At 71.0% G+C, this 22,487-nt stretch carries 27 protein-coding genes and 1 pseudogene; 14 read left to right on the forward strand and 14 right to left on the reverse strand.

All coding sequences use genetic code 11. The features are described 5' to 3' along the window. The first annotated feature begins 293 nt into the window (after positions 1 to 293). Both OG892_RS25000 and OG892_RS25005 read left to right on the forward strand, forming a co-directional pair. On the forward strand, positions 294 to 1,469 hold the full coding sequence (locus OG892_RS25000; protein ID WP_371630335.1) for a helix-turn-helix domain-containing protein: 1,176 nt from the start codon (positions 294 to 296) through the stop codon (positions 1,467 to 1,469). A 218-nt stretch (positions 1,470 to 1,687) separates the two neighbouring features. Further along, the gene (locus tag OG892_RS25005) at positions 1,688 to 2,677 is read left to right on the forward strand and encodes a malate dehydrogenase (RefSeq protein WP_024488992.1); all 990 of its coding nucleotides are present in this window, start codon (positions 1,688 to 1,690) and stop codon (positions 2,675 to 2,677) included. A 79-nt stretch (positions 2,678 to 2,756) separates the two neighbouring features. On the opposite strand, the gene OG892_RS25010 is transcribed toward OG892_RS25005, so the two are convergent. Then, positions 2,757 to 3,497 (reverse strand): isocitrate lyase/phosphoenolpyruvate mutase family protein, encoded by a 741-nt coding sequence (locus OG892_RS25010; protein ID WP_328865711.1) that lies wholly within the window; start codon positions 3,495 to 3,497, stop codon positions 2,757 to 2,759. A 40-nt stretch (positions 3,498 to 3,537) separates the two neighbouring features. After that, entirely contained in the window at positions 3,538 to 4,047 is a 510-nt protein-coding gene (locus OG892_RS25015; protein ID WP_073732575.1) for a carboxymuconolactone decarboxylase family protein, read from the reverse strand. A gap of 47 nt (positions 4,048 to 4,094) precedes the next feature. On the opposite strand from OG892_RS25015, the gene OG892_RS25020 reads away from it, so the two are divergent. Then, complete coding sequence (locus tag OG892_RS25020; protein WP_371630336.1) at positions 4,095 to 5,498, forward strand: PLP-dependent aminotransferase family protein; 1,404 nt, start codon at positions 4,095 to 4,097, stop codon at positions 5,496 to 5,498. A 413-nt stretch (positions 5,499 to 5,911) separates the two neighbouring features. Here the strand turns inward: OG892_RS25020 and OG892_RS25025 are convergent, their stop codons facing one another. Genes OG892_RS25025 through OG892_RS25035 form a run of 3 tightly spaced genes read right to left on the reverse strand, consistent with a single transcriptional unit; the run spans position 5,912 to position 6,566 of the window. Further along, positions 5,912 to 6,091 (reverse strand): hypothetical protein, encoded by a 180-nt coding sequence (locus OG892_RS25025; RefSeq protein WP_328865709.1) that lies wholly within the window; start codon positions 6,089 to 6,091, stop codon positions 5,912 to 5,914. 35 nt (positions 6,092 to 6,126) lie between these two features. Continuing rightward, positions 6,127 to 6,330, reverse strand: a complete 204-nt coding sequence (locus OG892_RS25030) for a hypothetical protein (RefSeq protein ID WP_371630337.1) — start codon at positions 6,328 to 6,330, stop codon at positions 6,127 to 6,129. Then, entirely contained in the window at positions 6,327 to 6,566 is a 240-nt protein-coding gene (locus tag OG892_RS25035; protein ID WP_328695849.1) for a hypothetical protein, read from the reverse strand. Before OG892_RS25035 ends, OG892_RS25030 begins: the two co-directional genes overlap by 4 nt. Positions 6,567 to 6,672: 106 nt before the next feature. On the opposite strand from OG892_RS25035, the gene OG892_RS25040 reads away from it, so the two are divergent. The 5 genes from OG892_RS25040 (at position 6,673) to OG892_RS25060 (ending at position 8,785) form a co-directional block, all read left to right on the forward strand. Then, positions 6,673 to 7,509 carry a helix-turn-helix transcriptional regulator gene (locus OG892_RS25040; protein ID WP_328865706.1) on the forward strand — a complete coding sequence of 279 codons (837 nt, stop codon included), beginning with the start codon at positions 6,673 to 6,675 and terminating at the stop codon, positions 7,507 to 7,509. Further along, complete coding sequence (locus tag OG892_RS25045; protein ID WP_371630338.1) at positions 7,506 to 7,715, forward strand: DUF397 domain-containing protein; 210 nt, start codon at positions 7,506 to 7,508, stop codon at positions 7,713 to 7,715. Before OG892_RS25040 ends, OG892_RS25045 begins: the two co-directional genes overlap by 4 nt. 74 nt (positions 7,716 to 7,789) lie before the next feature. Further along, the gene (locus OG892_RS25050; RefSeq protein ID WP_371630339.1) at positions 7,790 to 8,008 is read left to right on the forward strand and encodes a DUF397 domain-containing protein; all 219 of its coding nucleotides are present in this window, start codon (positions 7,790 to 7,792) and stop codon (positions 8,006 to 8,008) included. A gap of 74 nt (positions 8,009 to 8,082) precedes the next feature. Continuing rightward, positions 8,083 to 8,295: a DUF397 domain-containing protein gene (locus tag OG892_RS25055; protein ID WP_371630340.1), complete on the forward strand. Its 213-nt coding sequence runs from the start codon at positions 8,083 to 8,085 to the stop codon at positions 8,293 to 8,295. A gap of 1 nt (position 8,296) precedes the next feature. Next, positions 8,297 to 8,785 carry a hypothetical protein gene (locus OG892_RS25060; RefSeq protein WP_371630341.1) on the forward strand — a complete coding sequence of 163 codons (489 nt, stop codon included), beginning with the start codon at positions 8,297 to 8,299 and terminating at the stop codon, positions 8,783 to 8,785. A gap of 139 nt (positions 8,786 to 8,924) precedes the next feature. On the opposite strand, the gene OG892_RS25065 is transcribed toward OG892_RS25060, so the two are convergent. Next, a complete protein-coding gene (locus OG892_RS25065; protein ID WP_107421651.1) occupies positions 8,925 to 9,080 on the reverse strand; it encodes a hypothetical protein in 156 nt (51 codons plus the stop codon). Positions 9,081 to 9,543: 463 nt separating this feature from the next. On the opposite strand from OG892_RS25065, the gene OG892_RS25070 reads away from it, so the two are divergent. Further along, positions 9,544 to 9,897 carry a PRC-barrel domain-containing protein gene (locus OG892_RS25070; protein ID WP_073732566.1) on the forward strand — a complete coding sequence of 118 codons (354 nt, stop codon included), beginning with the start codon at positions 9,544 to 9,546 and terminating at the stop codon, positions 9,895 to 9,897. Positions 9,898 to 10,062: 165 nt separating this feature from the next. Then, positions 10,063 to 11,046, forward strand: coding sequence for an alpha/beta hydrolase (locus OG892_RS25075; protein WP_371630342.1), 984 nt, complete (start codon positions 10,063 to 10,065; stop codon positions 11,044 to 11,046). Between the two features lie 69 nt (positions 11,047 to 11,115). Here the strand turns inward: OG892_RS25075 and OG892_RS25080 are convergent, their stop codons facing one another. The 5 genes and pseudogenes from OG892_RS25080 to OG892_RS25100 all read right to left on the reverse strand — a co-directional run. Continuing rightward, a complete protein-coding gene (locus OG892_RS25080; protein ID WP_371630343.1) occupies positions 11,116 to 11,667 on the reverse strand; it encodes an EF-hand domain-containing protein in 552 nt (183 codons plus the stop codon). 188 nt (positions 11,668 to 11,855) lie between these two features. Beyond that, a complete protein-coding gene (locus OG892_RS25085; protein ID WP_073733135.1) occupies positions 11,856 to 12,731 on the reverse strand; it encodes a hypothetical protein in 876 nt (291 codons plus the stop codon). 58 nt (positions 12,732 to 12,789) lie between these two features. Further along, a complete protein-coding gene (rocD, locus tag OG892_RS25090) occupies positions 12,790 to 13,995 on the reverse strand; it encodes an ornithine--oxo-acid transaminase (protein ID WP_073732563.1) in 1,206 nt (401 codons plus the stop codon). A 137-nt stretch (positions 13,996 to 14,132) separates the two neighbouring features. Further along, positions 14,133 to 14,705, reverse strand: coding sequence for a hypothetical protein (locus tag OG892_RS25095; RefSeq protein WP_371630344.1), 573 nt, complete (start codon positions 14,703 to 14,705; stop codon positions 14,133 to 14,135). Between the two features lie 130 nt (positions 14,706 to 14,835). Next, positions 14,836 to 15,522, reverse strand: a pseudogene (locus OG892_RS25100) (RNA polymerase sigma factor); the annotation flags it as partial. 46 nt (positions 15,523 to 15,568) lie between these two features. Here OG892_RS25100 and trpS point away from each other — a divergent pair. Further along, positions 15,569 to 16,582 carry a tryptophan--tRNA ligase gene (gene trpS, locus OG892_RS25105; RefSeq protein WP_073732560.1) on the forward strand — a complete coding sequence of 338 codons (1,014 nt, stop codon included), beginning with the start codon at positions 15,569 to 15,571 and terminating at the stop codon, positions 16,580 to 16,582. Positions 16,583 to 16,688: 106 nt separating this feature from the next. Then, positions 16,689 to 17,279, forward strand: a complete 591-nt coding sequence (locus OG892_RS25110; protein ID WP_073732559.1) for a 2'-5' RNA ligase family protein — start codon at positions 16,689 to 16,691, stop codon at positions 17,277 to 17,279. Positions 17,280 to 17,304: 25 nt separating this feature from the next. On the opposite strand, the gene OG892_RS25115 is transcribed toward OG892_RS25110, so the two are convergent. Then, on the reverse strand, positions 17,305 to 18,084 hold the full coding sequence (locus OG892_RS25115; protein ID WP_327338640.1) for a decaprenylphospho-beta-D-erythro-pentofuranosid-2-ulose 2-reductase: 780 nt from the start codon (positions 18,082 to 18,084) through the stop codon (positions 17,305 to 17,307). Between the two features lie 88 nt (positions 18,085 to 18,172). Further along, entirely contained in the window at positions 18,173 to 19,630 is a 1,458-nt protein-coding gene (locus OG892_RS25120; RefSeq protein ID WP_371630345.1) for an FAD-binding protein, read from the reverse strand. Between the two features lie 140 nt (positions 19,631 to 19,770). On the opposite strand from OG892_RS25120, the gene OG892_RS25125 reads away from it, so the two are divergent. Then, on the forward strand, positions 19,771 to 20,874 hold the full coding sequence (locus OG892_RS25125; protein ID WP_371630346.1) for a YihY/virulence factor BrkB family protein: 1,104 nt from the start codon (positions 19,771 to 19,773) through the stop codon (positions 20,872 to 20,874). Here OG892_RS25125 and OG892_RS25130 read toward each other — a convergent pair. Continuing rightward, positions 20,822 to 22,282 (reverse strand): D-alanyl-D-alanine carboxypeptidase, encoded by a 1,461-nt coding sequence (locus OG892_RS25130; RefSeq protein ID WP_371630347.1) that lies wholly within the window; start codon positions 22,280 to 22,282, stop codon positions 20,822 to 20,824. The genes OG892_RS25125 and OG892_RS25130 overlap by 53 nt on opposite strands. Here OG892_RS25130 and OG892_RS25135 point away from each other — a divergent pair. After that, positions 22,221 to 22,466 carry an SCO4848 family membrane protein gene (locus tag OG892_RS25135; protein WP_079193131.1) on the forward strand — a complete coding sequence of 82 codons (246 nt, stop codon included), beginning with the start codon at positions 22,221 to 22,223 and terminating at the stop codon, positions 22,464 to 22,466. The genes OG892_RS25130 and OG892_RS25135 overlap by 62 nt on opposite strands. Positions 22,467 to 22,487: the final 21 nt, after the last annotated feature.

A 22,487-nucleotide genomic window follows, 5' to 3' on the forward strand; every position in this document is an offset into this window, starting at 1 on the left:
CTGGCCCGGCGGGCAGCCGGTGCACGGCAGTCGGCGGATGGCAGTCGTCGGATGGCCGTGGGCCGGCGAGGCAGGGGCGCGCGAGGTGCGTGCCGGACGCACGAGTGCAACCGTGCGCTGCTTCGCCAGGAACTGGCAGTCCGCGTTCGCGCATCTCCCTGGGTAGCCCGGAACGGAAGACCACCGGTTCCGGGCAGGGGGCGAGCGGTGCGCGATGCGCGGGACGCGTCCGGGAAACGGGATAGCGGAAGCCGGAACGACGTGAAGCGGGAATTGGGAAGCAGGGGGAAGTAATGCCTCGTTGGAAGGCACTGCCGGAGGATCTCGACCCACAGGTACGGGAGTTCGCGGGCCAGCTGCGCAGACTCGTCGACCGCAGCGGCCTGAGCATCGCCGCGGTGGCCGACCGCACGGGGTACAGCAAGACGTCGTGGGAGCGGTACCTGAACGGGCGGCTCCTCGCCCCCAGAGGGGCGATCGTCGCGCTGGCCGAGGTGACGGGCACCAACCACGTCCATCTGAACACCATGTGGGAGCTGACGGAACGGGCCTGGAGCCGGGCCGAGATGCGCCACGACATGACGATGGAGGGCATGCGGATCATCCAGGCGCGTGCGGCGCTCGGTGAGACCGGGCAGCCGTCGCGCGGCCATGGCAGGAGCCGCCCCTCGGGTGCCGTCGGCACGGCAGAGGGCGCTGCCGGTGCGAGCGGCGGGGGCCGCTCGCCGTCCGTACCGGTCCAGCGCGGGACCGTTCCGCACATCCCTCAGCAGCCGCAGCCGCAGCCGCAGCCGCAGTCCCAATCCCAGCCCCAGCCCCAGCCCCAGCCCCAGCCCCAGCCCCAGCCGCAGCCGCTGGCCTGGCCGGGGCAGGCCGTGGGCGCGGGCGCGGGGCCCGGTCAGCCGCCGTCCGCGCACCGTGAGCCCGGGAGCCGCCGTGGTGGCCGTGACAGTGGCGGGGGCCGCGACGGCAGTCGCCGTAAACAGTTGGTGATCGCCGTGGCCGCGTTGGGCGTCCTGGTGGCGGTGACCGGTGCCGTGCTGCTGACCGGCCCCGGTGGCGACTCCGACGCCGACCGGGCCGCCGCCCCCTCACCCACACCGAAGAGCAGCGCGCCCAAACTGCCGGCCGGGGTCGGGTGCAGCGGCTCCGCCTGCGCCGGACAGGACCCCGAGGACATGGGGTGCGGCGGCAAGCACGTCCGTACGGTCGCCAGCGCCACCGTCGGCGCGAGCGTCGTCGAGGTGCGCTACAGCGAGCCCTGCGGGGCGGCATGGGCCCGGATCACCAAGGCGGCGGCCGGTGACATCGTGCGGATCAGCGCGGGCGGCGCGGGCCAGGACGGCAAGGTGTCCGCCGCGCTGGACACGTACACCCCGATGGTCGCCGTGAAGCGGGTCGCGGACGTCAAGGCGTGCGCCACCCTCGCCACCGGCACGAAGGGGTGCACGGCCGAAGCGACCGGGTGAGCCGGTGAGCCGGGTGAGCCGGTGGGCCGGATGAGGTCGGGGCGGGGCCGTGATGAGCGCGGAGTGACCGGTTGTGTGCGGGGCCACAGGGGGCCGGGCGGCCACGGGGTTCCGGGTCGGATAGCCTGATCGCTGGATATCTCTTCACATCAAGATTCAGGGATGTCCAGCACCAGGGGCCAGGAGCCCCCACCGCCAGCTGTCTAACGGAGATCGCCATGACCCGCACTCCCGTGAATGTCACCGTGACCGGCGCAGCCGGCCAGATCGGCTACGCGCTGCTCTTCCGCATCGCCTCCGGCCACCTGCTCGGCCCGGACGTGCCGGTCAACCTGCGTCTCCTGGAGATCCCGCAGGGGCTGAAGGCGGCCGAGGGCACCGCGATGGAGCTCGACGACTGCGCCTTCCCGCTGCTGCGCAACATCGAGATCACCGACGACGCCAACGTCGGCTTCGCCGGTGCCAACGTCGCGCTGCTCGTCGGCGCCCGCCCGCGTACCAAGGGCATGGAGCGCGGCGACCTGCTCTCCGCCAACGGCGGCATCTTCAAGCCGCAGGGCAAGGCGATCAACGACAACGCCGCGGACGACATCAAGGTCCTCGTCGTCGGCAACCCGGCCAACACCAACGCGCTCATCGCGCAGGCCGCCGCCCCGGACGTACCGGCCGAGCGCTTCACCGCGATGACCCGCCTCGACCACAACCGCGCGATCTCGCAGCTGGCCGCCAAGACCGGTGCCGCCGTCTCCGACATCAAGAAGCTGACGATCTGGGGCAACCACTCGGCCACCCAGTACCCGGACATCTTCCACGCGGAGATCGCGGGCAAGAACGCCGCCGAGCTCGTCAACGACGAGGCCTGGCTGGGCGACACCTTCATCCCGACCGTCGCCAAGCGCGGCGCCGCGATCATCGAGGCCCGTGGCGCGTCCTCGGCCGCCTCCGCCGCGAACGCCGCCATCGACCACGTGCACACCTGGGTCAACGGCACCGCCGCCGGCGACTGGACCTCGATGGGCATCCCGTCGGACGGCTCCTACGGCGTCCCCGAGGGCATCATCTCGTCCTTCCCGGTCACCACCGAGAACGGCACGTACAAGATCGTCCAGGGCCTGGACATCAACGAGTTCTCCCGTGCGCGCATCGACGCGTCGGTGAAGGAGCTCACCGAGGAGCGCGACGCGGTCCGCGAGCTCGGCCTCATCTGATCCACCACCCGTTCGCGGGTACGCAGACGCCCCCGGCAGCCTCGCTGCCGGGGGCGTGGTGTTTCCGTACGCCTGGGGCTCAGGCCTCGCGCAGCTCGTCGCGCAGTTCGTCCGCGATCCCGCGTACGGCGGTCATGGCCCCGCGCTGAAGCCCCGGACCGAAGGTGATCCGGGCGGCGCCCAGCTCTCCGAGCCGGCGCGGGCCCGGACCGTCCGGCCGGGAGAGCGCGTTGAGCGGTGCGGTCACGGCGGCGGCCAGCCGGGGGAGCGACTCGGCCGGGGCCCCGATCGGGTAGACGCAGTCCGCGCCCGCCGCCACGTACAGCAGCGCGCGGCGTACGGTCTCCGCCTCCTGGTCCGTACCGGCCGGGACGCCGCGCACGTAGGTGTCGACCCGCGCGTTGACGAAGAGCGCGTCCCCGGCGACCGCCCGCACCTCCGCCAGCCGGTCCGCCTGCCGGTCCGGCTCCATCAGGACACCGTCCAGCGAGTCCTCCAGGTTGCAGCCGACCGCCCCGGTGGCCAGCAGCCGTTCCACCAGCTCCTTCGGCGCCAGCCCGTACCCCGCCTCGATGTCCGCAGAGACGGGGACAGCGACGGCGCGGGCGATCCGCGCCACCGCCGCGAACATCTCCTCCGCGGGCGTCTCCCCGTCCTCGTACCCGAGCGACGCCGCGACGCCTGCGCTCGGTGTGGCGAGGGCCGGGAACCCGGCGTCCGCGAAGACCCGGGCGCTGGCGGCGTCCCACGGGCCGGGCAGGACCAGGGGATCGCCGAGGGTGCGGCCGTGGTGCAGGGCGAGCAGTTCGGACGCGGTCATCGAGGGGCTCCAGACGGGGGAGGGGCGGGGAGTGGGACGGTCAGCGGTGGTCGCCCGGGGTGTAGTGGCCCGGGACCATCCGGGTGGACACGGCGAACCGGTTCCAGGAGTTGATCGTGATGATCGCGGCGATCAGGTGGGCGAGCTCCGCCTCGTCGAAGTGCTTCGCGGCCTTCGCGTACACCTCGTCCGGCACGAATCCGTCGGTCAGGACGGTCACCGCCTCGGTCAGCTCGATCGCCGCGATCTCCTTCGGCGTGTAGAAGTGCTGCGACTCCTCCCAGGCGCTGAGCTGCACGATCCGCTCCACGGACTCACCCGCCGCCAGCGCGTCCTTGGTGTGCATGTCGAGGCAGAACGCGCAGTGGTTGATCTGTGAGGCCCGGATCTTCACCAGTTCGGCCACGACCGGGTCGAGCCCCTTGCGGGACGCGGCCTCCAGTCGGGCCATCGCCTTGTAGACGTCGGGAGCGTGCTCGGCCCACTGGATGCGGGGCGTGTGCTCGGCGGTGTACTCGGACGTTGCGTGGTGGTGCTCGTTCGTGGTCATGGATACGACGTTACGCGCGGGGTGGCGCAGCGGTATGGTCCATTTTCATGACGGATCCCTGGGCCACTTTCGGCGCCGACCTGCACCTTGACCCGACCGGCGCAACCGGACTGCGGGCCGGGCTCATGGACGCCCTGCGCGAGGCGGCCCGGACCGGGAGGCTGGCACCGGGCACCCGGCTGCCGTCGTCCCGCACCCTCGCGGCCGACCTCGGCATCGCCCGCAACACCGTCGCGGACGCCTACGCGGAACTGGTCGCGGAGGGCTGGCTCACCGCCCGCCAGGGCTCCGGAACCCGGGTCGCCCGGCGCGCGGAGCCGCGCCGCGCGACGACCAGGGCGCCGCGCTCCCGGCCGCCCCGCACCAGCCCCGCCTACAGCCTGATGCCCGGCTCGCCCGACCTGTCGACGTTCCCGCGCGCCGAGTGGCTCAAGGCCGCCCGCCGCGCGCTCACCTCGGCGCCCAACGACGCCCTCGGCTACGGCGATCCACGCGGCCGGGTCGAACTGCGCACCGTGCTGGCCGACTACCTGTCACGGGCCCGGGGCGTGTACGCGGACCCCGAACGCATCGTCATCTGCTCCGGCTTCGTCCACGGACTGATCATGATGGGGAAGGTGTTGCGGGAGCGCCGCGTGCGGGAGGTGGCCGTCGAGTCGTACGGACTCGACGTGCACACCCGCCTGCTCACCGAGGCCGGGCTGCGCATCCCCTGCCTGCCGCTCGACGAACTCGGCTCCAGGACCGGCGAACTGCCCACGATGCGGGGCGCGGGCGCGGTGCTGCTGACACCCGCGCACCAGTTCCCGACCGGAGTGCCGCTCCACCCCGACCGGCGGGCCGCCGCCGTCGACTGGGCCCGGAGCACGGGCGGCCTGATCCTGGAGGACGACTACGACGGAGAGTTCCGCTACGACCGCCAGCCGGTCGGCGCCCTTCAGGGCCTTGACCCGGAACACGTCGTGTACCTCGGCACGGCCAGCAAGTCCATGGCGCCGGGGCTGCGGCTGGGCTGGATGGTGGTCCCGCAGGCGCTGGTGGGCGAGGTGACCGGGGCCAAGGGGGTGAGCGACTGGTCGTCCAGCGCGCTGGACCAGCTGACGCTCGCGGAGTTCATCGCCTCCGGTGCGTACGACCGGCATGTGCGCTCCATGCGGCTGCGCTACCGCCGACGCCGCGACCAGCTCGTCGCCGCCCTGGCGGAACGGGCCCCGTCCATCAGGATCAGCGGGATCGCCGCCGGACTGCACGCCGTACTCGAACTCCCGGAGGGCAGCGAGGCGGACGTCGTCCGCTCTGCGGCCTGGCAGGGGCTGGCGGTGGAGGGACTGTCCTCCTTCCGCCACCCCGACGCCGAGGTGAGCCGCGAGGCGCTGGTCATCGGCTACGGCCGCCCGACCGACAGCGCCTGGGCGGGCACGCTGGACGCGCTCGTACGGGTGCTGCCGTGAGGCGAAGCGCGCGGGGGCGGGGGCGCCGACCGGCGCCCCCGCGGCAGCCGATCTCGACCGGACACGCCGTACGGCGAGTGTCACCAGCAGCCCGGCGGCGGGGTCGACCAGGGTGAACGCGTCGGGGCACCCGGATTCCAGCCGCGCCATCGCCTCGTCCTGCCGCGCGTGGTCCTCTGCCCAGTCCCGAAGCCCGTCCAGCACGGTGCGGCTCCGCAGGACGGCCGCCCGTACGCCCGCCCCTCCGGAACGCCGCCCTGAGCCGGACTGAGCACCGGGCCCCTCCGCGAGCCGAAGCGCCTGCCACCGCAGCCACCGGAGGGCGAGTCGGCGATTACGCACCACGACCTCGCCCAGCGAAACGGCACGCTGCCCGTCGGTCACGGTGATCTCCGCCCCGTAGGCCGGCCCGGTCACGCGGAGCCCTCCCGCTCGGCCTTCAGAATCGCGGCCGCCGCTTCAACGGCGGCCGCGAGCACCTCAAGCCCGGCCGCCTCGGCCTCGCGCTCGCTGACGCGCCGCTCGATCGCGGCATCCAGCGCGGCGAAGAACTGTGCGTAGGACTCCGGGTCCGGGCGGACACGATCGCCCACCGGGGGCAGCGTGCTCGCATGATCAGGGACGCGCTTCACGACGGCTCCCGGTGCTCGGGGTGCTCTCCGTGCTCGGCCGCCCGGTGCCGCCTGCGCAGCACCCGGCAGTCGGTCGCCCGGCTCTCGTCCCGCCGGCTCCGGGCCACGGCTTCGGCCAGCTCGAACTCCTGGCAGACCCGGCACGCGGTGGGCTCGGCGGGCTCGGCGGGCGTGGCGGTGCTGTTGTTGCGGGCGGTCATGCCACGTCCCCCCGGCTCCTGGCGTTCTCGTACGCGGTACGGGCGCGGAGCCGCTCATCACGGGTGGCGGGCCGGACGTACTCGGGGAGGGCTTCCCACTCGGGCCCTCCGCCGATCGGCCGCAGCGACCAGTAGGGCCCGGCGGCACCCCGGAACTCCCCGACGCGGTCGTTACGGCCCCGGTCCACCAGGAGTGCCCCGGCGGGCGGGAGTTGGACGCGCTTCTGCTCAGACATCGCCGCACCTCTCTGTAGTCATTCCACTACCAAGGGCGTTCAGCGTGGCTTAGAGTCAGGAGCTGTTCAACCTGTCAGTCATGAACGAAAGACTGGTGATGTCCCCTTGAATCGCAAGGACTTGGACCCGGACAGCAGTCCGCAAGCTGCCTTCGGGGCACGTATCCGCCGAGCCCGCGAGGCTCACGGCTGGAAGCAGGAAGAGCTGGGCGATCGGATGGGGTACTCCGCTACGCACATCTCGGCCGTGGAAGTTGGTCGCAAGATGCCGACTCTCCGCTTTTCGCGCAGTGCGGACCTAGTGTTCGGCACCGCAGAAACCGCTGACACGTTCGAAAGTCTGTGGCGCGAGATGCGACTCGGGTCCCTCTTGGAGGGCTTCCCGCAGTACGTGGGTCACGAGGGCCGGGCTGTGGAGATCCGGCTCTACAACATCGGCATCATCCCGGGGCTGTTGCAGACGCCCGAGTACGCACGGGTGTTGGCGGAGAGCGCCGTGCGGCGGGGTGCGATCACGCCGGAACAGGCTGAGGAGCGCGTCTCGTTTCTGGCGGCGCGACAGGCGGCACTTGTGCGGCCCCGGCCACCCATGGTGTTCGTCATCCTGGACGAAAGCTGCATCCGTCGACCCATTGGCGGGGCCGCCGTGATGGACGCCCAGTTGGCGCACCTCATCGAGTTCGCGGCACAGCCGAACACTCTGCTCCAGGTGGCGCCGTACGAGATTGGCGAGCGCCGCCCGTTCGACCTGCCCGTCAACCTGCTGACGTTGTCGGATCGCTCCGTGCTCTGTTACGCGGAGTCTCAGGCCCAGGGGCACCTGGACCGGGAACCTACTTCTGTGATGCCCATGTTGACGGCCTACCATCAGCTGCAGGGCGAATCGCTGTCACCAGCGGCGTCCATGTCCATGATCAGTGAGTTGCGAAAGGGCATCACGTGACGACCGAATCTCCCCGTTGGTTCAAGTCCTCGTACAGCAACAACGGCGGCGACTGCGTCGAGGTCGCTGTCAATCTCGTCGCCGCGCACGGCGTCGTCCCGGTCCGTGACTCGAAGAACGTGAGCGGCCCCGCGCTGAACGTGCCTACCGGCTCCTTCGCCGCCTTCGTGGCGGGCGTGAAGACCGGAGATTTCGGCAGCGTCTGACAGGCACAGGCAGCACCGCCCCACCGTGCGCCGCATGGTGGGGCCATGGCCGAGTGGCCAGGAAGGGACATCTCGTGAAGACGACCGCGACCGTTCTCCCTCAGTGGTTCAAGTCCTCGTACAGCAACAACGGCGGCAACTGCATCGAGGTCGCCGTCAATCTCGTCGCCGCGCACGGCGTCGTCCCGGTCCGTGACTCGAAGAACGTGAGCGGCCCTGCCCTGAACGTGCCCACCGGTTCGTTCGCCGCCTTCGTGGCGGGCGTGAAGGCCGGAGAGTTCGGCGGCGTCTGACAGGCACAGGCAGCACCGCCCCACCGTGCGCCGCATGGTGGGGCCATGGCCGAGTGGCCAGGAAGGGACATCTCGTGAAGACGACCGCGACCGTTCTCCCTCAGTGGTTCAAGTCCTCGTACAGCTCCAACGGCGGCAACTGCATCGAGGTCGCTGTCAATCTCGTCGCCGCGCACGGCGTCGTCCCGGTCCGTGACTCGAAGAACGTGAGCGGCCCCGCGCTGAACGTGGCCACCGGTTCGTTCGCCGTCTTCGTGGCGGGCGTGAAGGCCGGAGAGTTCGGCTGAGATGAAGGACCTGGACAGGCTCGCAGAGCTCGGTGACGACTGGTGCGACCTGAGCGAGGGCTCCGACCTGACGGAGGAGTGCGACCGCGACCACGCGTCGCTGTCGCGCGAGCTCAGGACCGAGGTGCACCCCGCGCATCCGTTCTTCGGGGCGGCACTGGAAGTGATCGCGCATCGGTGGTCGAACGACGACGTGCTCTGCCGCCACCTCGATACACCCGCTCGCTACTCGATCATCCATCTCACGTGGTCGAAACGTGAGGAGATCGGGAGCTGCCCCACGATCGACGCGGATGGGGAGTGGTCGCACATCGTCGCGTACGAGGACGGTATCGACGCAGCACTCAGTGCTGCGGAAGCGCTCGAACAGGACGGTCGGCGCGCCCCGATGGGGCCGGCGGGCACCGCGTCACGACCGATCACCGTAGAAGCGGTGCACGCGTGGCCCGAGGTTTCCGCCGTCCCGCACGGGCCCTGCGGGCGCGGGTAAAGCGTTGGGGCACGGGGCCACCAGGGTTGACCTGGTGGCCCCGTGCCCCAACGCTCGGTCAGGCTCCTCGCACAGAGGGAGTCCGGGCGCCCCGCTCCCTGGAGCGGGGCGTGTCCAGCTGGACACTCAAGGGCCCGTCCTAGAAGTAGTGCTTTCGTCCTCCGACCGCGCGGCCCGTCGAGCCGAGGATCCACAGGATGGCGCCGACGACGATGAGTACACCGCCGATGGTCGTCAGCAGTCCCATGCCGACGAGCAGGCCGATTATGAGCAGAATTAGACCCAGCAGAATCATGTCAGTTCCTAACGTTAATTCTATTGGCGTGTATGAGATCCGCTGTGCAGCGACCTCGCCGCACACGGACAGGTTCAGCCTGGCTGGATTCTGAATGGACAGCTGCCAGGATGCCGTCCTGATCGAACGTCTTCCCTGCGGATTCGACTTCACACACTACTTTCCTGAATGAGATGAGGGAGGGGGCGAGGGGTGCCGGTGAACCGGCCCCTCCGGCGGCCCTGCGCATGAGGGTGCACAACCCTCCCCCCGTGCGGGCCGAACCTCACCTACCTGCGACTACAGCGTGGCTCCCTCATCGCCCGCACGCCCCCGCGTCGAGTCCGACCGGTCACACATGATTGGAAGCCGAACTGCGGGGCAGGCGCCTTTTTGAGAGCGCGTCACCAATCTGGATAAAGCCATTGCGGGCTGCGAAGAATTTCAGTCGTGGACCGCGAAAACTTCTGATGAGGAGACGCATATGAGTGAGAACATCTGGGGCTACACGTCGACCGCCGGTCACGCTGCGGGTACCGACCTGATCGGTTACAAGGTCGAGGCCACCGACGGAAGTATCGGAAAGGTCGACAAGCATTCGGACGACGTCGACTCCGCGTATCTCGTGGTTGACACCGGTGTCTGGATCTTCGGCAAGCATGTGCTGCTGCCGGCCGGCACCGTGAAGACGATCGACCAGGCGGAGCGGAAGATCTACGTCGATCTCACCAAGGAGCAGATCAAGGGCTCCCCGGAGTTCGACAAGGACAAGCACGTCGGCGATGCCGGCTACCACGAGCAGCTCGGCGGCTACTACCAGAGCCACCGCCGCCACTGACACATCGTGCCGACGCGTAGGTGGGCCCCCCGGACAACTCCGGGGGGCCCACCCGCGCGTCGAGAACACGGACCAGGCGGAACGGGTGCTTGGGAGAGTGGTGTTGGGCCTACCCCTGCGGTGGTGCTGGACCGCTGGTGGGCCGAACGGCCCTTTCGTAGCGTCTTGCTCATGACGAAAGCGACGAACGAAGAACGAACAGGCACCACCCGGCGGACGGCATTGCGTGGGCTGGGGCTCGCGGTCGGGGGTGCGGCACTGGCCACCGGGCTGGGGACCTCGCCGGCCGCAGCGGACCCGCGTCGCGGGCCCACCACCTACGTGCTGGTGCACGGTACCCACAGCGCCGGTGCGTTCTGGACCCCCATCGCGCGTGAGCTGACACTGCGCGGTCACCGCGTCGCCACGGTGGACCAGCCGCACCACGGCGCGGAGGCTTTCGTGCCGGAGTCGTACCAGCGGCAGGACCTCGAAGCGATGGCGGCCGAGGCCTCCCCGCTGAAGGGCCTCGGGCTGGACGACTACGAGGCGCGCGTCACCGGCATCGTCCGGCGGGCGGCGCGGAACGGCCCGGTGGTGCTGGTCGGGCACAGCCTGGGTGGCGTATCGGTCAGCCGGGTCGCCGATGCCGTCCCGCATCTGCTTCGCCACATCTGCTACATGGCGGCGTTCTGCCCCAGCCGGGTCATGCCCTCAGCGGACGCCTGCACGGCGGCACCCGAGAACGCGGACGCCGTCAGCCCGGTCGAGCTGACGGTGGGTGACCCGGACCGGCTCGGTGTCCTACGCCTGAACTTCCGGACGGGTGACAGCCACGCGCTGGCCCTCCTGAAGCAGATGATCTGCGCGGACTACCCCGACGCCGACTTCCGCCGGACCCTGGCCGGCATGCAGACCGACGAGCCCGTCGCGGCGTACGCGGGCCGCGCGGTCGGCCGGGCCGGTAGCTGGGGACGCGTCCCCCGCACCTACCTGCGTTTCGGCAGGGACCGGACGATCGCCACCGCGCTCCAGGACAGGATGATCGCGGAAGCCGACGCGTTCACCCCCGGCAACCGCTTCCGCGTGCACGACTTTCCCGGAGCGTCACACGTCGGCCCCCTGGACCCCCTCCCGGTCGCAGAAGCCCTGGACACGCTCGCGCGGTAGGGAGGGGGGCGGGGGGAGCCCGGAGTCGCAGGCCGAGTGCGACGCCGGGGCCTCGCCGAAGCGGGTGGGTCAGATGTGTCCGAAGAACAGGCCGCCCGGCGCGTCAGGGTCGTTGGAGAGGAAGTGCTCGCGGACCGCGCGGATGAACTCGTGACGCGAGATCACGCCGTCACCGTCGGTGTCCAGCTTGGTGAACATGTCCATCGCATCGGGACCGTCGGTCTTCCATACGTCCCTCAGGAAGCGGGCGAACTCGTCCTTGCTGATCTCGTTGTCGCCGTTTTCGTCGAGGACGTCGAAGATCGCGTGGCCGCCGCCCTCGGTCACGTTGAGCCGACTGGTGTCGATGACCGCGAGCCGGTTGGCCGTGATGAACTGGTCCTTCGTCAGCCGGTCCGCGTCCACGCCCGAGTGGCGCAGCAGCTCCAGCCAGAAGATCTGGCAGAAGGACTGGAGAGCCCTGGCCCGGCGGTCGTCCTTGCCGAGCTGGTATGCCTGGATGTAGCGGTCGGCGAGCTTCTGGTAGTCCGTCCAGTCCACATAGCCGTCGTGGTTGGCGTCCATGCTGTCGAAGGTGCGATCGAGCTTGATGGTGACGATGTCCTGTGCCGCAGCGGTCATGGCCGAGTCCTTCCGTGATCTTGTCTCGGGCTTCTCAGCATGGGGAATCTCGGCCGGCAGCAACCGCGAATGCCCCCTACCGCACACGATCTAGTGATCGTCTTTGCGTCATGGCTCATATCAGCCGTGCGAGTTCGAGTCTGATCGACGCGGGGGGCCCGACGCGGCACGCCGGGAGCGCTGCTCTCCTACCTCGGGCTCACCGCAGGCGCGTCGCCCGTCGCGTCGCCCGTGGCGTCGTCCTCCGCCGGGGCCTCGCCGAAGCGGGCCAGGGCCAGGGCGCCCGCGACGGCCACCGCGAAGCCGGTGATGGCCAGCCAGCCGAGGCCCTCGCGGGTACGGTCCCCGAGCCAGATGACGCCGACCAGTGCGGGGCCGATCGTCTCGCCCAGGACCATTCCGGCGGTCGCCGTCGTCACCGAGCCGCGTTGCAGCGCCGAGGTGAGCAGCAGGAACGCCGAGCCGCCGCCCACCAGCAGCGCGTACGTGGCCGGGTTGGTCAGCAGCGCGCCCGGTGACACGTCGTCGATGAGCCGGACGGCGACCTCCACCACGCCGAATCCGCAGCCCGCGCCGAGCCCCAGGACCAGTGCGCGGGCCCGCTCGGGCAGCCGGCCCGCCGCCGTACCGATCAGCAGGACGGCGACCGCGATCCCGAGCATCGACCAGCGCAGCGCGTCCGAGCCGGTCAGGTGGCCCTCGCCGCCGGAGGCGAGCCCCAGCATGCCCAGACCCGCGCAGACCACGGCGACGGCCGTCCACTCGGTGGAGCTCAGCCGCACCTGGAGCAGGCGGGCGGCGACGACGGCGGTGACGGCGAGACTCGCGGCCAGAGCCGCGCCGACCGCGTAGATGGGCAGCGAGCGCAGGGCGATGATCTGGAGCACGAAGCCGAGGCCGTCGAGAGCGAGTCCGGCGACGTAACGCCACTGCCGTACCGCCCGCAGCAGCAGCGCCGGATCGACCCCCGCCCCGGCGCCGGGCTCGGCCGCGGCCCGCGCGGCGACGGCCTGAAGGACGGAGGCCGTGCCGAAGCAGACCGCTGAACCGAGCGCGCAGATCATCCCCAGGAGCACACGGGGACTCTACTGGGGCACCGAGCGCCGGAGGGGAGCCCGGTGGTCAGCCGCGCAGGACTTCGCGGAGCTGCTCCAGGCCCCAGTCCAGGTCCTCCTTGCTGATCACCAGCGGCGGGGCGATCCGGATCGTCGAACCATGGGTGTCCTTCACCAGCACCCGGCGTTCCATCAGCTTCTCGGAGATCTCCCGGCCCGTGCCGTGACCGGGGGCGATGTCGACACCCGCCCAGAGCCCGCGCCCCCGCACCGTCTCCACCGCACCCCCGCCCACCAGCAGCCCCAGCTCCTGGTGGAGGTGGTTGCCCAACTCCGTTGCCCGCTGCTGGAACTCACCGGTGCGCAGCATCGCGATGACCTCCAGCGCCACCGCGCACGCCAGCGGATTGCCGCCGAACGTCGAACCGTGCTCCCCGGGGCGGTACACCCCCAGCACCGCGGCCGACGACACCACGGCCGAGACCGGCACGACACCGCCGCCCAGCGCCTTGCCGAGCACGTACATGTCCGGCACGACGCCCTCGTGCTCGCACGCGAACGTCTTCCCGGTCCGGCCCAGGCCCGACTGGATCTCGTCCGCGATGAACAGCACATTCCGCTCGCGGGTCAGCTCCCGCACCCCGGGGAGGTAGCCGGGCGGCGGCACCAGCACCCCCGCCTCGCCCTGGATCGGCTCCAGCAGCACCGCCACGGTGTTCTCCGTCATCGCGGCCCGCAGCGCGGTCAGGTCCCCGTACGGCACGATCTCGAACCCCGGCGTGTACGGGCCGAAGTCCGCACGGGCCTCGTGGTCCGTGGAGAAGCTGATGATCGTCGTCGTCCGGCCGTGGAAGTTGTCCGAAGCGACGATGATCTTGGCCATGCCGTCCGGGACGCCCTTGACCCGGTAGCCCCACTTGCGGGCGGTCTTCACCGCGGTCTCCACGGCCTCCGCCCCGGTGTTCATCGGCAGCACCATCTCCATGCCGCACAACTCGGCCAGCTGCGTACAGAAGTCGGCGAAGCGGTCGTGGTGGAAGGCCCGCGAGGTCAGGGTCACCCGCTCCAGCTGTGCCTTGGCCGCGTCGATCAGACGGCGGTTGCCGTGGCCGAAGTTGAGCGCCGAGTAGCCGGCGAGCATGTCCAGATAGCGCCGCCCCTCGACATCGGTCATCCAGGCACCCTCCGCCGTCGCGACGACGACAGGCAGCGGATGGTAGTTGTGCGCGCTGTGCGCATCGGCGGAGGCGATGGCGTCTTGCGTGGTCGACACGGGATCTCCGTTCGTCGTGCGGATTGGGTTGGTGTGCCCACTTTGTATCGTCGGTCGGATCGCCCACGAGGAAACCTTCACTTCACGGCGCGCCCGCGCCCTCGGCGGGTTGAGGGCGACCGGCAGGGGTGACGGAGTCAGTCCCCGCGCGGGCCCCGGAAGTCCACCGAGGTGACCAGGACGTAGTCGAAGAAGACGGGGTCCCCCTCCTCGTCCACCGGATACTCGAAGCTGCTCTCGTTCGAGAGGATCACCTTGAGATCGGGGAGGGTGTCGACCCCGTCATCGTTCTGCTCGACCGTGTGACCCAGCTCGCCCGCCCGAGCCGGTGCCACCGGCTCGGCGGCGCACCCCGGCACCGGTCCACCCGCCCGTCCGGCGGCAGGCCCGGACGGGTCGTACCGCACCTCGACCCCGCCGAAGTCGAACCAGTCCATGACCGCGGCCCGGACCGGGGGCGTCAGCACCAGCACGACCAGGAGGCCCGACAGCGCGGCCGCCAGCAGCCGGGCGCGGCGGCGGACCCACACCCGGGCCCGCTCCCGCCGGCCCGGGGCGGCGGGAGCGGGCACCCCTTCGGCGACGATCCGCGCCAGCACCCGCTCCGCCATCGTCAGCCCGGCGTCCCCCGGAACCTCCAGACCGCGCCCCAGCGCCAGAAGCTCCGCCCGCAGCCGTGCCCGGCCGCCCTGCGGCTCCGGCTCATTCACATCCCCGGCGTCCTTCACGCTTCCCGTCACCCCCTTCCGTCGGCTGTGCCGGCACAGCCGGGCCCACCTCGTGCCTATCGACCGCGCCCGCCGGGCCTGCCGAGCCCGCCGCGCCCAGCGGGGCGAAGGGGCCGTGCGGGCCCAGCGCCCCGAGGCTCTTCTCCAGCTTCTTGAGCGCGCGGTTCAGCCGGGACTTCACCGTGCCCCGCGGCCAGTCCAGCGTCCGGGCCGTCTCCGCCTCGTCCATCTCCAGCAGATAGCGGCAGGTGACGACCTGGCGCTGCTTCTCGCCCAGCCCGTCCAGAGCCGCTATCAGCAGCGTCCGCCGCTCCTGGGCCAGTGCGGCCGCCGCCGGATCCGTCGCGTCCGGTATCAGCGGATCGGCCTCCCGCAGCCCCGCCTCGCGGCCGGCCACCGCGCGCAGCCGGCCGGCCGAGCGGACTGTGTTCCTGGTCTCATTCACGACGATCCGCAACAGCCACGGCCGGAACGCGGCGCCCTCGCGGAAACTCCCGAGCGAGCGGTACGCCTTGAAGAAGGCGGACTGCACCACATCCTCCGCCTCCGCCCCGGCGCCGAAGGCGACCGCCGCACGCAGCGCGGCGCCCGTGTGCGCGCGCACCAGCTCGGCGTACGCCTCGGCCTCGCCCGCGCGCACCCGCGCGATCACCGCCGCCTCGGAGACGGGCCCGTCCGGCGCCCGGTCCTTCCGCCCTCCGGCGGGCGCGAAAGCGCGGCCCGCACCGTCGTCATCGATGGCGCGGCCCCCCTTCCGGCCCGGCTGCAGGGCCCCCTCCTGCGTCCTCACACCTTTCATACACCGGCTGCCCGAGATCGGTTCCGTACCTGAGACAATGATTTCTATGGCCTCTGAACGTCCCCGTGTGCTCTCCGGAATCCAGCCCACCGCAGGCTCGTTCCACCTCGGCAACTACCTCGGCGCGGTCCGCCAGTGGGTGGCCCTGCAGGAGTCCCACGACGCCTTTTACATGGTCGTCGACCTGCACGCGATCACCATCGCGCAGCCCCCCGAGGAACTGCGCGCCAACACCAGGCTCGCCGTCGCCCAGCTGCTCGCCGCCGGGGTCGACCCGGACCGCTGCACGCTCTTCGTCCAGAGCCACGTCCCCGAGCACGCCCAGCTCGGCTGGGTCATGAACTGCTTGGCCGGCTTCGGTGAGGCGGCCAGGATGACGCAGTTCAAGGACAAGTCCGGCAAGCAGGGCACCGACCGCACCACGGTCGGGCTCTTCACCTATCCGATGCTGATGGTCGCGGACATCCTGCTCTACCAGGCCGACCAGGTCCCGGTGGGCGAGGACCAGCGCCAGCACCTGGAGCTGACCCGCAACCTCGCGGAGCGGTTCAACGGCACCTACGGCGACACGTTCACCGTGCCGGACCCGTACATCCTCAAGGAGACGGGAAAGATCTACGACCTCCAGGACCCGTCCGCCAAGATGAGCAAGTCGTCGGCGAACCCCAAGGGTCTGATCAACCTCCTCGACGAGCCGAAGGTCACCGCCAAGAAGGTGAAGAGCGCGATCACCGACACCGACACGGTGATCCGCTTCGACCCGGCGGAGAAGCCGGGCGTCAGCAATCTGCTCTCCATCTACTCGACGCTCACCGACACGTCCGTCGCCGACCTGGAGCAGAAGTACGAGGGCAAGGGCTACGGTGCGCTGAAGACCGACCTCGCGGAGGTCATGGTCGATTTCGTCACACCGTTCCGCACCCGCACCCAGGAATATCTCGACGACACCGAGACGCTGGACTCCATCCTGGCCAAGGGAGCGGAGAAGGCCAGGGCCGTCGCCGCCGAGACCCTGGCGCGGACCTACGACCGGATGGGTCTTCTGCCCGCGAAGCACTGAGTCCAAGGACCCTGGCGGTACCACCTCCACAGGCGGCACACTGGCGGCGTGAAGCTTGCGGCCGTCAGTGGCCGAAAACAGACCATCGAGGATTGAGGAGAACGACGTGGGGACCGTAACGCTCGGCGTTTCGATCGCGGTCCCGGAGCCCTACGGCAGCCTGCTCCAGCAGCGGCGCGCGAGCTTCGGGGACCCTGCCGCACATGGCATTCCCACCCACGTCACCCTCCTTCCGCCGACCGAGGCGGAGGCGGCCCGGCTGCCCGCGATCCAGGCACATCTCGCCGGGATCGCGTCCGGTGGCCGCCCCTTCCCGATGCGGCTGTCCGGCACGGGCACCTTCCGCCCGCTCTCGCCGGTCGTCTTCGTCCAGGTCGTCGAGGGCGCCTCGGCCTGCTCCTGGCTGCAGAAGCGGGTCCGGGACGCGTCGGGGCCGCTGGTGCGCGAGCTCCAGTTCCCGTACCACCCGCACGTGACCGTGGCGCACGACATCTCCGAAGAGGCGATGGACCGGGCGTACGCGGAGCTGGGCGATTACGAGGCCGCCTGGACCTGCGGTTCCTTCGCGCTGTACGAGCAGGGCCCGGACAGCGTCTGGCGCAAGATCAACGAGTTCCCGTTCGCGGCGGGGGGCGGCGCGCCCGCCCTCCCCGCGCAGAGCGGCAGCTCCGTGGACGCGCCCTCGCTCCACCCCTGAGCCGATAGGCCCGGGGGCCGCCGGATCAGACCGGCAGCCGCCGGAACAGCGGGCGCGGCACATGCCGCAGCGCCGACATCACGGCCCGCAGCGCCCCCGGCACCCACACCGTCTCCGAGCGGCGGCGCAGACCCGTCACGATCGCGGCCGCGACCGCGTCCGGCGTCGTCACCAGGGGCGTCCGCGTGAACGGGATCGTCGCGAGCGGCGCCTCGGCCGCCGTACCGGCCGACTGCACGGGACCGGGGCGTACGACCATCACGTGCACGCCCGTGCCGTGCAGAGCGTCCCCGAGCCCCTGCGCGAACGCGTCCAGGCCCGCCTTGCTCGACCCGTAGATGAAGTCCGCGCGCCGGGCGCGCTCCCCGGCCACCGATGACAGCACCACCAGCGAGCCGTGCCCCTGCGCCTGGAGTGCGCCCGCGCACACCAGCCCGGCGGAGACGGCCCCCGTGTAGTTCGTCTGGGCGACCCGGACCGCCGAGAGCGGTTCCTCCTCGTCACGTTCCTGGTCGCCGGGGATACCGAAGGCGAGGAGCACCATGTCGATGTCGCCCTCGGTGAAGATCTTGCCGAGGGTCATCTCGTGCGACTCGGTGTCCAGCGCGTCGAAGTCGACGGTACGGACGTAGGCGCCGCGCCCGCGCAGCTCGGCCGCCGCGGACTCCAGGGCGGGGGAGGGGCGTCCGGCGAGCCACACCGTGCGGGTGCGGCAGGCGATCAGGCGGCGTGCGGTGGCGAGCCCGATCTCCGATGTGCCGCCGAGGACGAGCAGGGACTGCGGGGCACCGAAGGCATCCTTCACGGAAACGCTCCTTGGGGGAGGGGGAGAAGGCGGGGGAGAGGGGGGAGCGGGGAGAGCGGGGAGAAAGAGAGTCGGGGCGGCGCGTCGGTCAGAGCGAGAGCCGGCGCGAGAGATCCGATCTGAACGCGCCGTCCGGGTCCAACTCGGCACGCAGCGAACGGAAGTCGCCCAGTCGCGGGTACATCGCGGCCAGCACGTCCGGGCGGATCCGGGCGTCGTTCGTCAGGCAGACCCGGCCGCCCGAGGCCGCCACCTCCTCGTCCAGGCCGTCGAGGAAGCGCGCCAGCCCCGGCAGGGCGGCCGGCAGGTCGAGGGAGAGCGCCCAGCCGGGCACCGGGAACGACAGCCAGCCCGGATCGCCCGCACCGAACCGCCGGAGCACGCCGGGGAACGGCGCGCTCCGGCGCCGCGAGAGCTGCCGGACGATCCGGTGCAGCGTCTCCTCCTGTCCGTGGCCGACGGCGAACTCGTAGTGCACGAGACCGCCGCGCCCCTGGACCGGGCTCCAGTGCGGCACCGCGTCCAGCGGGTGGAAGAAGGCGGAGATCCGCCGCAGCTCACCGGTGCGGGACCGGGGCGCCCGGCGGTGGCGCAGTTCGGCCAGGGCGGCCGCAGAGGCGCGGCCGAGCAGCCCTCCCGAGCCGAGACCCGGGACGAGACCCGGGACGAGACCCGAGCCGAGACCCGGGACGAGACCCGAGCCGAGATCCGAGAGGAGGCCCGAGCCGAGACCCGGTACAAGATCCGAGACGCGCGAGGAAGCGGCGGGCCGTTGGGCGGTGCGGAAGGCGAGCGGTGTGCGCTGGGCGTGCGCCGGGAGTGCATCCAAGGGGGCGTGCTCCCCCCGGGTCAGTACGCCCCGGCCCGTCGCCCGGCCGCGCGAGGTCAGGTCGATCCGGGCGGACGCGTAGCGGTGGCGGTCGCCGTCCGTGGCGAGACGGGTCATCAGGTCGTCCAGATCGGCGGCCCGTTCGGTGTCGACCGACATCAGGGACGTCGCGACGGGGTGGAACCGGAGCGTGGCCGAGAGGATCACCCCGGTCAGGCCCATGCCGCCGGTGGTCGCGTCGAAGAGCGGGGTGCCGGGCCGGACCGTACGGATGCCGCCGTCGGCGGTGAGCAGCTCGAACCGTACGACGTGGCGGGAGAAGGAGCCCGCGGCGCGGTGGTTGTCGCCGTGGACGTCGGAGCCGATCGCGCCGCCCACCGTGATGTACCGGCTGCCGGGCGTCACCGGCAGGAACCAGCCGAGCGGAAGCAGCACCTCCACCAGCCGGTGCAGGCTCACACCCGCCTCGCACACCACCTCACCGGTCCCGGCGTCGAAGGCGAGGACGCGGTTCAGCGCCGTCATGTCGAGGACCGAACCCCCCGCGTTCTGCGCCGAATCGCCGTGCGCCCGGCCCAGCCCTCGGGCGATCGAGCCACGGGGCCCGCAGCCGCGTACCGTCGCCGCCGCCTCCTCGTAACTAGCGGGGCGGAAGCGCAGCGCGGTCGTCGGGGCGGTGCGGCCCCAGCCGGTCAGGGACACGGTGTCGACAGACATGAGGGTGACCGTATCGCCCGAGAAAACACCTTTGAGGGATTTGTTACAACACTCACCGAAATGGGTGATTGAAAGGGTGTCATCTCCTACGTGGCCGACCGGACGTCGGTTTTCGGTGCCGGGGAGGGTAGTCGTACATCATGGACTGGCTGAAAAAACTCCCCGTCATCGGGCCGCTCGTCTCCCGGCTGATGGAGACGCACGTCTGGCGCAGTTACGAAACGCTGGTACGGGTCCACTGGGCGCGGCTCGCGGCGGCGATCACGTTCATCAGCTTCCTGGCGCTCTTCCCGCTGATCGCGGTCGCCGCGGCGGTCGGCGCCGCGCTGCTCTCCGACAGTCAGCTCGACAAGATCGAGGACAAGGTCGCCGAGCAGGTCCCCGGCATCTCCGACCAGCTGGGCATCGACAATCTGGTGGCGCACGCGGGCACGGTCGGACTGGTGGCCGGTGCGCTGCTGCTCTTCACCGGCATCGGCTGGATCGGCTCGATGCGGGACTGCCTGCGCGCGGTCTGGGACATGGACGATCTGGACGAGGGCAATCCGGTCATCCGCAAGCTCAAGGACGCCGGGGTGCTGTTCGGCCTGGGCGGGGCGGCCCTGGTGACCCTGGCGATCTCCTCTGTCGGCTCCGTCGCCGTCGGCTGGATCGCCGATCTGCTCAACATCCCTGAGAACGGCGCGGGCGGGGTGCTGCTGCGGATCGCGGCCCTGCTGGTCGGGGTGGTCGCCGACTTCCTGCTGTTGCTGTACCTGCTGACCCTGCTGCCCGGCGTCGAGCCGCCGAGGCGCCGGCTGGTGGTGGCCTCACTCGTCGGCGCGGTCGGCTTCGAGCTGCTGAAGCTGCTGCTCGGCAGCTATATGAAGGGCGTCGCGTCGAAGAGCATGTACGGGGCGTTCGGCGTGCCGATCGCCCTGCTGCTGTGGATCAACTTCACCGCGAAGCTGCTGCTGTTCTGCGCGGCCTGGACGGCGACGCCGAGCAAGGACGCAGAGGAGCCGCGCCCCGTGGAGGGCGACGCGGCTCCGGACGCCTCGGACGCCTCGGACGCCTCGGGTGCCCCAGGCGCCCCGGACGTCCCGGCCGACGGCGGCGAGACCCGGGGCGGGAGCACCCGGGCACAGCGAACCCGGGGCGCGAGCGCCCCGGGCGGCCGGGTCGGAGGCGGCCGGGTCAGGGCCGGCCGGGTCAGGGGCGGGAGCGGCGGCGCACCAGGTCCGGCAGCGGCCAGCGCCGGTTGACCAGGTACGCGGCCCCGGCGACCAGCACCAGCACCCCGCCGATGATGCCCAGCGCGACCCCGACCCCGCCGGAACCGCCCGTGGCGGCGGCCTTCGTGGTCTTCGCCGCGCCGTGCTGGGCCTTGGCGGCGGCGGGCCCGTCGGCCTCCGCGCCCTTGCCCGTGCCGTTGTCGGGCACCGCGGACTTCGGGGGGACCAGTTCGCCGACCGGTGTCACCTTGCCGCTCGCGCTGAAGCCCCAGTCGAGCAGGCTCGCCGCCTCGTTGTAGACGGCGTGCGTCTCGTCGGACGACGGGTGCATGACGGTGACGAGTAGCACCTTGCCGTTGCGCTCGGCGACACCCGTGAAGGTGTTGCCCGCGTGCGACGTGTAGCCGTTCTTGACGCCCGCGATGCCCTTGTACGGGGTGACGCCGTCGGCTCCGGTGAGCAGCCGGTTGGTGTTCTGGATGCCGAACTCCTCCCGCTTCTCGCCCTTCTCCTTCTTGCCGGGGAACTCCGCCGTGCCGGTCGAGCAGTACTCGCGGAAGTCCGCGTTCTGCAGCCCGCTGCGGGCGAACAGGGTCAGGTCGTACGCACTGGAGACCTGTTTGGGGGCGTCGTAGCCGTCGGGCGACACGACGTGGGTGTCCAGGGCCTGCAGCTCCTCGGCGTGGCTGTTCATGTCGTCGACGGTCTTCGGGACGCCCCCGTACATCGAGGCCAGCACGTGCACCGCGTCGTTGCCCGAACGCAGGAAGACGCCGAGCCACAGGTCGTGCACCGTGTAGCTGAGGTCCTCCTTCACCCCCACCAGGCTGCTGCCCTCGCCCATGTCCGCGAGGTCCTCGTCCTTCACCGTGTACTCCCGCGTCTTCGGCTGCAGGGCCGGTGCCGGCATCACGGTGTCCGCGAACAGCATCTTCAGGGTGGAGGCCGGAGGCAGCCGCCAGTGCGGATTGTGCGAGGCGAGCACCTCACCGCTCTCGGCGTCCGAGACCATCCACGATCTGCCGGTCAGGTCCTTGGGCAGGACCGGCGCCCCGGGGCCGAGATTCACCTGGGTGCCCGACTGACCCAGCTGTTCGCCACCGACCCGCGACATGTCGGCGGGCGGCTTCGGCGCGTCGTCGGAGGTGTCCTTGTCGACCGCAGAGGCAGGGCTGACGGCGAGAGCGGACAGCAGGGCGGCAGAGGTGACCGCCAGTGCGGTCTTCTTGAGAGCTGACACGGTCGAAAACGTACATGCAGTTGATGTGAAAATAGGCACCGACGGTATGACCCGCCGGGCGCACCGCCAGGACAGCCCACCCAGGAACAGCCCACCCCGGGCGAGCCGGCCCGGGCGGGCCGGAGATACTGAGTCCATGAAGCTCAGCCGCCCCGTCTCCTGGTTCCTGCTCGCTTTCGGGGTGTGGAGCTGGTTCATCTGGATCACTTTCGTCAAGAACCTGTGGAAGGACGGCAGCGGTCTCGCCTTCGACGACGCGGGTGACCCTACTGCGTACTTCTGGGTGCATCTGCTGCTCGCCATCACGTCCTTTCTTCTGGGGACGGCGGTTGGCGTGATCGGGTTCCGCGGCGTCAGGGCATTGCGCGACCGGTCCGCGTAGCGGCTCGGCACCTCGTACGGA

This window comes from Streptomyces sp. NBC_00341, from assembly GCF_041435055.1.
In the GTDB taxonomy this organism is placed as follows: Bacteria; Actinomycetota; Actinomycetes; order Streptomycetales; family Streptomycetaceae; genus Streptomyces.